Below are 11573 nucleotides of genomic sequence, written 5' to 3'. Positions count from 1 at the left end.
GGAGGGCCGCGCGCTCCGGGCCGCCTGGGTCATCGCCGGGCTGGCGCTGGCCCTCCTCCCGGTCGCGCACGTCCGGTATCTCACCTCGACGCTCACGGAGGTGCTGATCTTTGCGCTCTTCGCGATGAGCCTGGGCCTCCTCGTCGGGTACGCCGGGCTGGTCTCGCTCGGGCACGCCGCGTTTTTTGGCACCGCGGCCTACGCGGTCGCCCTCGTAAGCACGCGCGTGAGCCCGGCCCTCCTGATCACTCTTCCCGCCGGAGTCGCGGTAGGTACGCTGACCGCGCTGGCGATCGGCGTCTTTGCGCTCCGGGCGACCGGCGTGTCCTTCTTGATGCTGACGCTGGCGTTCGCGCAGATGGCCTATGCGGTGGCGCACCAATGGTCGTGGCTGACGGGCGGCACGAACGGGCTCTCGGGAATCCCCCGCCCGACGATCCCGGGGGTCGACTTCGGAGGCGCGGTGCCGTTTTACTATCTCGTCCTTCTCGTCGTCGGCGCCGCGGCGCTCGTGCTACAGCGCATCGTCGCTTCTCCATTCGGCGCGGCCCTGATTGGCGTCCGCGAGAACGAGCCGCGCATGCGGGCCATGGGGTTCGACACCTTTCGCCTCAAGCTGGCGGCGTTCGTGCTGGCCGGTGCGACCGCCGCGCTCAGCGGAGTTCTGTACGCATATTACAACGGCTTCGTGTCTCCGGACGAGCTCTACTGGACGCGGTCCGGCGAAGTCCTCGTGATGGTCCTCCTCGGCGGTGCCGGCACCCTCATCGGCCCGGCGGTCGGCGCGGGCGTGGTGCTCATTCTCCAAAACCTGGTCAGCTCGGTCACCGAACGGTGGACGATGATCCTAGGCGCGGCGTTCATTCTCGTCGTCCTGGTGGCCCCGAGAGGGCTGGCCGGTCTTCTCAGCTGGCGATGGGCGCGATCCTCGTCACCGAACGCCTGACGCGCCGGTTCGGCGGCGTGATCGCCGTGAACGGCGTCAGCCTCGACGTCGCGGCGGGAGAACGCCATGCCGTCATCGGGCCCAACGGGGCGGGGAAGACCACATTGTTCAACCTCATCAGCGGAGAGCTCGTGCCGTCATCCGGTCACGTGCGCCTCGGGGACCACCCGATTACCGGGCTTGCCCCAAACAAGATCGCCACGCAGGGACTGGCCCGTACGTTTCAGCGCAACAACCTGCTCCAGAACCTCGAAGCGGTAGAGAACGTCCGGCTCGCGGTCCAGGCCCACACGACGGCGACCCGCCGGCTTCTCACGCCCACCGGCCGCCTGCGCGACCTCCGCGAAGCCGCGCTTATTCTCCTCGCCCGCGTGGGGCTCGAGGAACGGGCATCGCTGCCGGCGCGCGTGCTGTCCTACGGAGAGCAACGCCAGCTCGAGCTGGCGGTCGCGCTTGCGGGACGCCCCCGCGTGGTGCTCCTCGACGAGCCCACGGCCGGCATGTCCCCGGCCGAGACGGCCGGCATGACGTCGCTCCTCTCCCGGCTCGGGCGGGAGCAGACGCTCGTCATCATCGAGCACGACATGGATGTGGTGTTTGCCATCGCCGATCGGATCACCGTTCTGCATCTCGGAGAGGTGATCGCGAGCGGTACCCCCGATGAGGTCCGAGGACACCCGCGGGTTCAGGAAGTCTACCTCGGCGCGCCGCCGCCCGCCCGCGCATGAGCGCACCGCTCTTGACACTCGCCGGCATCGAGACCTATTACGGAGACTCCCACATCCTCCAAGGCGTGACGCTCACGGCCGCCCCCGCTATGATCACGTGCCTCCTGGGCCGGAACGGGGCCGGAAAGACCACGACCGTACGGACGGTCATGGGGCTGACCCCGCCCCGCGCGGGGCGGATCACATTCAACGGGCAGGACATCACCGGAGCACCTCCGCACCGTGTGGCCCGGGCGGGGATCGCGCTCGTCCCGCAGGGCCGCGGGATCTTCCCGGATCTCACGGTCCGCCAGCAGCTCACCCTGGCGCCGAGGCCGGGTGGGTGGCCGCTCGACCGCGTGCACGCGAGGTTCCCGATTCTCGCCGAGCGCGCCCACCAACTGGGAGGCCTCCTCTCAGGGGGAGAGCAGCAGATGCTGGCGATCGGCCGGGCGCTCGTCCAGGGCCCTCGGATACTATTGATGGACGAACCCACCGAGGGCCTCGCGCCGCGCTTTGTGGCCCGCGTGCGCGAAGTCCTCGAGGAGCTCCGGCAGGACGGCCTCGGAGTGCTGCTGGTCGAACAGAATCTCAGCCTCGCGCTCGAGATCGCCGACCAGATTTACGTGCTCAACAAGGGTCGCGTGGTCTTCGAGGGTCCTCCCGCCCGCCTCCGAGCCGACCCCGGCGTCCGCCAGCAGTATCTGGGCGTATAACCGCGCGGACGGTAGGGTGACTTCATCGGCCGCGCATCTGCATATATCGCGTTCTTCATGGCGAACTCAATTAGGCCTTCTAGACGTGGTTACTCACCAGCTTGACTCGGGAGATCTATCCGGCAGAATCAGAGGTTGATCCGAAAGAACGGGGGCGTGAGGCGGCCTGAAGGCGGATATCTCTAGGTGTGACGACTTGGACGGCTCTTCCACAACCTGCTTCCCGGCGCCCCACGGAACGAAAACGCACCATCTGGTTGCTCTGGACTATTGCAATCGTGTGTGCGTCGATGTGGGGGCACGGGCTCTTTCTCGCGCTGACGGTGGGTCCCAGCGAAGAAGTGAGTGTCCTCAATCCTGACCGTTGGGAGGACCTTTCGAGCGCCGTCCTCGGCCATCCGTCCCAAGCATTGTCGTTCCTGGTGGGCTCTCTTCGCGCTCATCGGTTGGAATCGTGGACATCCTGGTCCTTCCCCCTGGGATTGATCGCAGAAGGCGCTATTGTCCTGAGTCTCTATCTCCGAAAGAAGGGTTGGTAGTTGGTTATTGGACGTTGATCACGCCCTTCATCCCCTGCGGCACGTGGACGACGCACCAGTACGTGTATGTCCCCGGCCGCGTGAACGTGAGCGAGTACGTCCTTGGACCCGGAGCGTCAAACGCCATGAACCCGGAATTGTTGAAGCCACCGCCGACCTGCGCGGTCCCGCCGATGCGCACCACGGTCTTCGGCGTGAAGTACAGCTTTGGCGGACCCTGGGGCTGGGGCTCCGGCGTGACCAAGTCCGGCGGCTGATCGCCTCCTGAGAACGTGATCGTATGCAGCTCGATGGGGTCCCGCATCACCCACTGCACGGTGTCGCCCACCTTGATCGTGAGCGCCTCGGGAACGAATCGGATCACGGACGCGGCCCCGGGCAGCGTCCCCACCATCGGCGAGATGTACGCCGTTGCCTTGGCCCCCTTGATGGCGGACCATTTGGTGCCGGTGAGCAATGACCGGCCTGCTGCGAGCGCGCCCTGCACCTGCCGCGCGCCCAGGCGGTCGAGGTCGGCCTGCGCGGCCGGGAGCTTCTTCCCCGGCGACAGCACCACGACCGTGCCGGTCATCCCCCGGTGCAGCAGGCACAGGTACGCATACCGTCCGGGCTTCGTGAACGTGAGCGAGTAGTTCCCCTTGAGATGAAGGAACCCGGAACTGGCCACGCCCTTGCCGTCGTACGTCTCCCCGCCTTGAGGCGCGGTCACGAGAGGGTTGAAGAGAAACTTCCCGCCCGGTTGGGGGACGACCGGGTTCGGCGGCTTCGCCCCGGAGAGGAAGCTCACCGTGTGGTCGAACAGGGCCGCCATCGTCCACGCGACCGTGTCGCCGGCATGGATCGTGATCGTGCCTGGAGCGAAGACCTGCGCCTGGATCCCGTGGTCCGGCGTCTCCCCGCCGATCGCCACCTTCCACGTTGCCGGAGAAGATTGTGCCGTTCCCGATCCGGCGAACGCGCTAAACACTAACACGAGAGCCGTCAACACACCAACGACTTTAGACATGCATTCCCCCTTGACCGACTGTTGGTGCCCTCGACCGAGGCCGTTCCGTCCCGGTGGTTGGGCTCACTGGAAGACGAGGATTCGATCCGGACGCCGCGACTTCCTCGCGCGGCGACGCGCGGCGATCGCAGACGCTAGCGAAACAGGTCGCGCTCGGGGTCCCTCAACAGTTGACGTGCGTCGCCGCGTCCCTCCCGCACCGGGATCCCTCGGATGAGGACGACAGGCGTGCCTTCGTCGCACTGTCCCTGGAGGAGCGTGGCGGCCGCGGCGAACTCGTCGGCGACCGCTTCCACGGAAGTCCGCATCGTGTACCCGTACCGGTCGGGACGCCCCACCAGACTCTCGAGCGGCTCCAGGCCCGCTGCGCCGATGCACACGCCGACCGCGCCCTCCCGGTGGGGGCGGCCGTGGCTGTCGTTGATGATCACGGCGACGTCGACCTCGAAGGCGCGGCGGAACGCCGACGCGATCTCACGCGCGGAGGCGTCGGGATCGCGCGGCAGCAGGGAGACGACCTCGGGCCCGATCCCGACGTTGCTGTGGTCCACGCCGGCATTGGCGCAGATGAAGCCGAGCCGGTGCTCGGCGATCAGCACGCCGGCGTTGACGCGAACCACCCGGGTCGATTCCCGGAGGATCACCTCGATCAGCCGGGGATCCTTGCCGGTTTCGCCCGCCAATCGAAGCGCCTCCTCGCCGGGCGTGACGCCGGCGAGGTCGACGAGGCTGCCCTCGGCCTTGCTGACGACCTTTTGGGCGACGACGAGCACGTCGCCGTTGGACGGCCGCAGCCCGGACGCGTTGAGCGCATGGACGAGCAGATCGGGGAGCGACATCCCCGGCCGGACGTCGGGGATCCCCGGAACGACGATGAGGGTCGCCTCAGCCATTCACGCGGAAGGCGCAAGCCGCCGGAGCGCGGGAAGCACTTCCTTGCCGAGAAGTTTGATGGTGGCGTCCTGGTCGACCGACGTTACCTGGAGCGTCACGATGTCCGCCCCGACCTCGACCAAGGGGCGGTAAATCTCGACGAGGTCCGCCGCGGTGCGGGCCCACGCGTACTTCCCGATGATCTCGCGGCGGTCCATCGCATCGGCCCGGGTCCGGAGCACGGAAGGATCTACCTCATCGAGCCGGCCTTCCACCCGTAGCCCTCGCCAGGCGGCCAGGGCCTGCCACGCCTCGTCCTCGTCTCGGGCCAGGATCGACCACCGCTGCGCGACCACCGTTGGCCTCGACCGGTCCGCTTCTCGCGCGGCACGTGCGAAGGGATCGATGACCTGCTCTCGCGCCTCGGCCGGCACCTTGACGCTGACGATGAGCCCGTCGGCCACCCGACCGGCCAGCGCGGCGGACTGGACTCCCCCGGCCGACATCCAGATCGGCACGCGGCCACGCGGCGGACTGTAGAGCTTGGCCGCCCGCGTGCGATAGTACTCCCCCGCGAAGTCGACCTTCTCGCCGTCCAACAGGCGCCGCATGATTGCGATGGCCTCCGCCATCCGGGCGCGCCGTTCCTTGTTGCCGGGAAATTCCCACCCGAGCGGACGCTCGTTGATCCCTTCTCCGGTCCCGACGCCGAGCGCGAAGCGCCCGCCGGAGAGCCGGTCCACGGTGGCCGCCGCCTGCGCGACCACTCCAGGGTGATAGCGGAACAGAGGGCAGGTCACTTCGGTGGCGATCCGCGCGCGCCGCGTGCGGATGGCGAGCGCTCCGAGCCAGCTCCAGGCGAACGCCGCCGCCGAAGCGTCGTCGACCCATGGGTGGAAGTGGTCTGAGACGGTCAGGGCATCAAATCCCAACGCCTCCGCCTGAACGGCATGGTCGAGGAGAACCTCGGGCTGGAACTGTTCGGTGCCGCAGAAATAGGCGAAATCAGGCATCGTGTCCCCCTCAGATTTCAGCCCGCGGCCGCCGTGCTGTGCGTAAACTCGCGGCCGACGTCGATGACCCGGCGCACTTCCGGGTCTGCGGTCGCAATTGGCTGGAGAATGGGCATCCGCACGCCCGCCTCCGCATACGTTCCGAGCCGGGCGATCACATCGCTGGGCGTGCCCGCGAGGGTGAACTCGTCGAGCAGCTCATCACTGACTTCTTGGCTCGCCGCCAGGATGTCCCCCCGCCAGAACGGCTCGGCAATGCGGCGCTTCACCCGTGGATCGACACCGCTCTCCTCGAGGACGGCCTCGTCGATCACGGCAAACTGGTAAACGACGAACGGATCGCGGCGCATCATGGCTCGCGCTTCGGCGCGATCAGAAGAGACCGCGCACAGGAGGTAGGCGGCCACATCGACCGCCTCCGGGTTCCGCCCGGCCGCCGACGCGGCGGTCCGCACCGCACCGATCAACCTCCGGCACGAGGCCGGCGATTCGAGGGCGCGCGCGAGGTATCCATCGCATACTTCACCGGCCACACGGAGCATCCCCCGGCCCCACCCGGCGAGGTAAATGGGTACGGGATGCGGTGGGCGGACGGTGATCACGGCGTTTCTGAGCGAGAAACTCCGGCCGGCATAGGTCACCTTCTCCCCCTCCCAGAGCCGGCGAATGAGGGCGATGCTCTCCCGCATCGCCCCGATCGGCCGCGCGTGCACGATCCCCTGCTCGTCCAAGCGTCCGGGGAACCCGGTGCCGAAACCTAAGATTGCCCGGCCGCCGCTCAATTCGTCCAGGGTCGCGAGCGATGACGCCACGAGGACAGGATGCCGCGTGTAGGGGTTGATGCATCCGGTGCCGAGACCGAGCCGGTCCGTTCCTACCGCGATCGCCGTAAGAAACGAGAGCGCGTCTCGGTTCCAGTAGGCCTCATGCACCCAACATGACTCGAATCCCCGCTCCTCCGCATACTGGGCGAAGGTCACCGCCTGCCGGACCGGCAGGTTGCCCCCTAGCCCAAATGCGACGCGGGTCACCCAGGAACCGCCATCGCCACGGTGTATCCGTTGAGGTCGAAGTAGCGCGTGGCCGCCGCGCCGATCGCATCCGCCGTCACGCCCCGGATCAGTGAGGGGTACTCGCTCAAATAATCGAGGCCCAGGTTGAACAGCTCGATCTCGAGGAGGGCCTGGGCGATCCCCGCGTCGGTTTCCAGTCGCACGGCGAGCGATCCCACCAGGTAGTTTTGGGCATCCGGGAGTTCGCCATCGCGCACCGGCTCGCGCTGCAGGCCCCGGATCTCTCGCAGGATGCCCTCGACCGCTCGGTCCACGTTGCGCGGGTTCACGCCGGCCCGAACCGCCCACGGCCCGGCCAGAAACCCGGCCTGTGCCTGGCTGTAGACGTAGTACGCGAGACCCTCCTGATCCCGGACCGTGGCACCCAGCCGCCCCATGAGGCCGAGCCGCCCGAGGATGAGATCGGCGATCATGCCGGGGTAGAAATCCGGACTCAATCGGGCGAACCCCGGGACCCCGAGGACGATATCGGCCTGGGTCTTTCCCGGAATCGTGACGACCTTCCGCTGAACCGCCGACGCCGGACCGGCTTGTGGGGGGAGCGTCGTCTCGCTCACCCCGAACGGTCGCCAGCCGTCCCAGAGCGTCCGGAGGCGGTCGAGCATGCTGGCGGACGCCACGTCCCCGACCACCGCGATGACAAATCCCTGCGGCCGGTAATAGCGGCGATGAAATGCCACAAGATCGTCGCGCGCGATCGCGCTTACCGACTCCTCCTCGCCTTCCGCCGTCCGGTGGTAGGGGTGCTGCGGCGGATACGCCGCGGCACGGAATGCTTTCTCGGCGGCGGCCCTGGTGTCGAGCCGCCCCTCCCGAATGCCGGTGATGATTCTCCCGCGCTGTTTTTCGATTTCGTCCGCCGGAAACGTCGGCCTCAGCACGACTTCGCTCATCAACCCGAGGATCTGGTCCGCGTCTTCGGCGAGACACCGCGCCGACACCGAGACTCCCTCGAGGTCTGCCCGGACGCTGAGGCTGGCGCCGAGGGAATCCAACACTTCGGCCAACCCCTGTGACGTATAGGACGCCGTCCCCCGCGTCAGCATCGCGGCCGTGAAGAGCGCGAGTCCCTCCCTCTCCGCGGGGTCGTGCATCGCGCCCCCGCGAATGTAGCCGAGGATGGTGACCGAGGGGTTGGTACGCTTTTCCCGGATCAACGCGACCGCTCCGGGGCCGAGCGGTTCGCGCACCACCAACTCAGGCTTGATCGGGAGGGCCAACTGCGCGCTCGTGTTAGGCATGGGCCGCCGCCTCCGCAGCCGGCTCGGCGCGACCGGGCGCGACCGCGGCCACTCCCGCGTCGGGGAGGTACCACCCTACGGTGCGGTTCCGGTCGTCGAACACGCGCGCGGCCGCCTTCTGCATCGCCGCTGGAGTCACGGACATCAACCGATCCAAGAAGCGCTCGAGATAGTCGCCATCCGCGACGATCTCCGTGCTCCCCAGGAGCACCGCCTGCCCGCCGACGCCGTCGCCCGAATATACCCACTGGGCGCGCGCCTGCTTGCGCAGTTTCTCCAACTCCTCAGGTCCGACCGGCTCCTCCGACAGCCGTTGGAGTTCGCCGAGCACAACCGCTTCGACGTGCTCCGGCGACACCCCCGGCCGGAGCGTCGCGCCGACCTCGAACAAGGTGGGATCCAATGTCGGGCGGAAGGCGCTCCCGGTATCCACCGCCAGTTGTTGCTCCACGAGCGCGCGGTACAAACGGCTGGTGCGCACGCCCATGGCCGCGCCGCCGAAGACGCCGGGTCCCTTGAACCCCGAGAGGACGCCGTCGAGCAGGAGCACGGGGAAGAACTCGGGATCGCCGGCCGCGGGCGCATGGAACGCCATCTGCAATTGGGGCACCGCTCCGCCTGGCCGCCGGACACTCACCCGGCGCTCTCCTTCCTGCGGAGGTTCCACGCTCCGCACAGGCGGGGGCGGCGATCCCGCAGGGATCGGCTCGAACGACGTGCGGATCTCGCGCAGCAGTGACGCGCTGTCGAAGTCGCCGACCGCCACGACCACCGCGTTGTTGGGCACGTAATACGTCTGATAGTGGCGGACGAGGTCATCCCGCGTGATGGCCAGCAGGTCGCTCTTATAGCCGATGACCGCATGCCGGTACGTGTGCACGCGGTACGCCGCGGCTTCGACCTCTTCGTACAGCGCGTACTCGGGGTTGTTTTCTGCGCCCTCCCGCTCCGAGATGATCACCGTGCGCTCGCTGCCCACTTCGTCGGGATTGAATAGCGAGTTGCGCATCCGGTCCGACTCGATCCGCAGACCGAGCCCGAGGTGCTCCGCGGGAAGGGTTTCAAAGTACGCCGTGAAATCCTTCCAGGTAAATCCGTTCCAGCTACCTCCGTGTCGGTTGATGAGACGAGGAAACTCTCCCTTCCCGAGCGTGGGCGTGCCCTTGAAGAGCATGTGTTCCACCCAGTGGGAGATCCCCGTAATGCCCGGGACCTCGTTGCGGCTCCCCACACGGTACCAGATCCAGAACGTCGCGACCGGCGCCGTGTGGACCTCGCGGAGAATCACGACCAAACCGTTAGACAATTCCGTACGCGTTGTGGGCTCCATCACGGGCTCCTCATGAAACGCCATCCAGCATCAAGGCTCGCAGACCGTCCGGCAGCGGGCACGGCAAGGCCGGGTATCGAGGCCGAGGGGTCTCACTATCGTTCTGCCCAAGAAGCCGCCCCCCCTGCCACAAGAAGTAACGCACCCGAGACGCTCCCCGCTTCCAACACCCTGTTGCACCGCCATTCGAACGTCTCCGGTGGCGTAATGCGGCGCTTGAGTGAGCAGGATTGGCGCCATTACCGGATACATACGAAAAATGAGGCGCTACGGTTCATCAGGGCGGTCGGGTTTTGCTACGCCTTCACTCCTGGGCCGGGACGCATCCCCAGCCTCTTCGAGGTGCTCGCCACGCGGAGCGAGGACGTGCGGTGGTCGTGGGTATGGGAGTGGAAGGAGGCGCTTCCCTCGGAAAAGCGGGTGTTCTACGGCCGGGTACTCGCCCGAAAGCCGACGTTTATCGCTATCGACCTTCTCCCGTTCTTCTTTGCCCTCACGGGCAACGTCGGCGATCCGGACGATCACGCGCGGCTATACGAGGAGGGCCGGCTCTCCGCACTGGCGCGGCGCGTGCATGAGGTCGTCGCGGGCAGCGGTCCCATCACGACGCGCCAGATCCGGTCGGCGGTCGAACCCGAGCGCCGGGGGAGCAGCCCGCGTCTAGTTCGGGCGCTCGCCGAACTGCAAAACGTGTTCCTCCTCGCTCGGGTCGGCGAGGTGGGGGACAACCCGGGGAACTATGCGTACGTCTGGGACCTGTTCGCACGCTGGCTCCCGGACGTCGTGGCGCGGGCATCGACGATCTCGCATCGCGCCGCCGCGGCCGCGGTGCTCGAGCAGTACGTCCGAATCGCCGGAGCGCCGCGCCCCAAAGAGGCGGCGGCCCTCTTCGCATGGCCGCTCCTCGTGCTCGAGGGGGCGATCGCCGATCTTCGGGATCGCGGGGTCCTCGACATCGTGCGCGGGCCGCACGCGGAGGACCGGCTCGTGCATCGCGCGGTCCTCGAGTAGACCGTGACGAGGACATCGCGGAGGCGAGGCGGAACGTCGTGACTCACGATGCCTGAAGAGCGCCGGATCGTCACGATCCTCTTCGCCGATGTGACCGGCTCGACCGAGCTCGGCGAATCCCTCGACCCCGAGGACGTGCGCGCGCTGCTCGGCCGCTACTACGCCATTGCCAAGGAGGTCGTGGCCGCCCATGGCGGAACCATCGAAAAGTTCATCGGGGACGCCGTCATGGCCGTCTTCGGACTCCCCCAAGCGCACGGAGACGATGTGCTGCGGGCGCTCTCCGCGGCGCTCGAACTGCGGGACCGCGTCCGCGCCGAGCCCGCGCTGGGCGAGCGCGTGCCGGTCCGGTTCGGAGTGAACACCGGCGAGGTCGTGGCCACGCGCGACACTTCGGGTGGCGACTTCCTCATCACCGGCGACGCCGTCAACATCGCAGCGCGTCTCCAGCAGGCCGCGGATCCGTGGGTGATCTTGTGCAGCGAGCGCGCCGCACACGGCGCGGGCGCGGCGTTCACCTTTGGGCCAGCCGCCGCGATCCACGCGAAGGGCAAGCGGACCCCGATCCGGGCCGCCGCGTTGGTGGGGCGGGCGGACGTTCGGACGCCGGAGCGCATCCCCCTTGTGGGCCGCGAGGCCGATCTCGCGCAGCTCGAGCTGATTGCACGCCGGACCCTGATCGAGCGCCGCCCGTTCCTGGTGAGCCTGATCGCCCCGGCAGGGACCGGAAAGACTCGCCTCCTAGAGGAGTTTCTCGACCGGCTGCCTCGTCTCTCTCCCGGTGCGACGGTGGCGATTGCCCAGTGCCTTCCCTACGGCCAGCGCCTCACCTACTGGCCGCTGCGCGCCGTCCTGTTTCGACTCGCTGCCATTGGGGAGGAGACCGAACTCCCCGCCATTCGCACGGCGATCCACCTCTGGCTCACTGGGTTGGGCACTGAGCACGCAGAGAAGACCGCCGAACTCCTCGCCGCGACGGTGGGGGCCGGCGAATCGGAGATCACCGACCGGACCGCGCTCCTCGGAGCCTGGCGTGCCGCCATCGAAGCCGCGGCACGGCAGTCTCCGCTCGTGCTGGTGTTCGAGGACCTGCACTGGTCGAGCGACAGCCTCCTCGA

Annotated in this window: 11 protein-coding genes; 5 read left to right on the top strand and 6 right to left on the bottom strand. The window is 67.8% G+C overall.

What is annotated here, in order from left to right; genetic code table 11:
* From VFP86_08175 to VFP86_08165, 3 genes are all read left to right on the top strand, one after another.
* A partial coding sequence (locus tag VFP86_08175) for a branched-chain amino acid ABC transporter permease (protein ID HET8999606.1) occupies window positions 1–946 on the top strand: 946 nt, incomplete at its 5' end.
* Window positions 916–1674: an ABC transporter ATP-binding protein gene (locus VFP86_08170; GenBank protein ID HET8999605.1), complete on the top strand. Its 759-nt coding sequence runs from the start codon at window positions 916–918 to the stop codon at window positions 1672–1674. The genes VFP86_08175 and VFP86_08170, both read left to right, overlap by 31 nt.
* Window positions 1671–2369: an ABC transporter ATP-binding protein gene (locus VFP86_08165; protein ID HET8999604.1), complete on the top strand. Its 699-nt coding sequence runs from the start codon at window positions 1671–1673 to the stop codon at window positions 2367–2369. The genes VFP86_08170 and VFP86_08165 overlap by 4 nt, the downstream gene beginning before the upstream one ends.
* Window positions 2370–2912: 543 nt before the next feature.
* On the opposite strand, the gene VFP86_08160 is transcribed toward VFP86_08165, so the two are convergent.
* From VFP86_08160 to VFP86_08135, 6 genes are all read right to left on the bottom strand, one after another.
* Window positions 2913–3914, bottom strand: a complete 1002-nt coding sequence (locus VFP86_08160; GenBank protein HET8999603.1) for a plastocyanin/azurin family copper-binding protein — start codon at window positions 3912–3914, stop codon at window positions 2913–2915.
* Window positions 3915–4048: 134 nt separating this feature from the next.
* On the bottom strand, window positions 4049–4807 hold the full coding sequence (gene cofE, locus VFP86_08155) for a coenzyme F420-0:L-glutamate ligase (protein HET8999602.1): 759 nt from the start codon (window positions 4805–4807) through the stop codon (window positions 4049–4051).
* Window positions 4808–5800: a TIGR03557 family F420-dependent LLM class oxidoreductase gene (locus VFP86_08150; protein ID HET8999601.1), complete on the bottom strand. Its 993-nt coding sequence runs from the start codon at window positions 5798–5800 to the stop codon at window positions 4808–4810.
* 17 nt (window positions 5801–5817) lie between these two features.
* Entirely contained in the window at window positions 5818–6831 is a 1014-nt protein-coding gene (locus tag VFP86_08145) for an LLM class flavin-dependent oxidoreductase (GenBank protein ID HET8999600.1), read from the bottom strand.
* Window positions 6828–8114, bottom strand: coding sequence for a pitrilysin family protein (locus VFP86_08140; protein HET8999599.1), 1287 nt, complete (start codon window positions 8112–8114; stop codon window positions 6828–6830). The genes VFP86_08145 and VFP86_08140 overlap by 4 nt, the downstream gene beginning before the upstream one ends.
* Window positions 8107–9444, bottom strand: coding sequence for a pitrilysin family protein (locus VFP86_08135; GenBank protein HET8999598.1), 1338 nt, complete (start codon window positions 9442–9444; stop codon window positions 8107–8109). Before VFP86_08135 ends, VFP86_08140 begins: the two co-directional genes overlap by 8 nt.
* Before the next feature lie 216 nt (window positions 9445–9660).
* On the opposite strand from VFP86_08135, the gene VFP86_08130 reads away from it, so the two are divergent.
* Entirely contained in the window at window positions 9661–10455 is a 795-nt protein-coding gene (locus VFP86_08130) for a crosslink repair DNA glycosylase YcaQ family protein (GenBank protein ID HET8999597.1), read from the top strand.
* Window positions 10456–10503: 48 nt separating this feature from the next.
* Window positions 10504–11573 (top strand): adenylate/guanylate cyclase domain-containing protein (locus VFP86_08125; protein HET8999596.1); only part of this gene is annotated, 1070 nt, incomplete at its 3' end.

Source organism: bacterium, from assembly GCA_035703895.1.
Classification (GTDB): domain Bacteria; phylum Sysuimicrobiota; class Sysuimicrobiia; order Sysuimicrobiales; family Segetimicrobiaceae; genus Segetimicrobium.
This window is presented reverse-complemented; position numbering and strand designations above follow the sequence as displayed.

Excerpts from the sequence above, each read along its gene's own strand:
- VFP86_08170 (HET8999605.1), top strand. The coding sequence starts at position 916 with ATGGGCGCGATCCTCGTCACCGAACGCCTGACGCGCCGGTTCGGCGGC.
- VFP86_08165 (HET8999604.1), top strand. The coding sequence starts at position 1,671 with ATGAGCGCACCGCTCTTGACACTCGCCGGCATCGAGACCTATTACGGA.
- VFP86_08160 (HET8999603.1), bottom strand. The coding sequence starts at position 3,914 with ATGTCTAAAGTCGTTGGTGTGTTGACGGCTCTCGTGTTAGTGTTTAGC.
- cofE (HET8999602.1), bottom strand. The coding sequence starts at position 4,807 with ATGGCTGAGGCGACCCTCATCGTCGTTCCGGGGATCCCCGACGTCCGG.
- VFP86_08150 (HET8999601.1), bottom strand. The coding sequence starts at position 5,800 with ATGCCTGATTTCGCCTATTTCTGCGGCACCGAACAGTTCCAGCCCGAG.
- VFP86_08140 (HET8999599.1), bottom strand. The coding sequence starts at position 8,114 with ATGCCTAACACGAGCGCGCAGTTGGCCCTCCCGATCAAGCCTGAGTTG.
- VFP86_08135 (HET8999598.1), bottom strand. The coding sequence starts at position 9,444 with ATGGAGCCCACAACGCGTACGGAATTGTCTAACGGTTTGGTCGTGATT.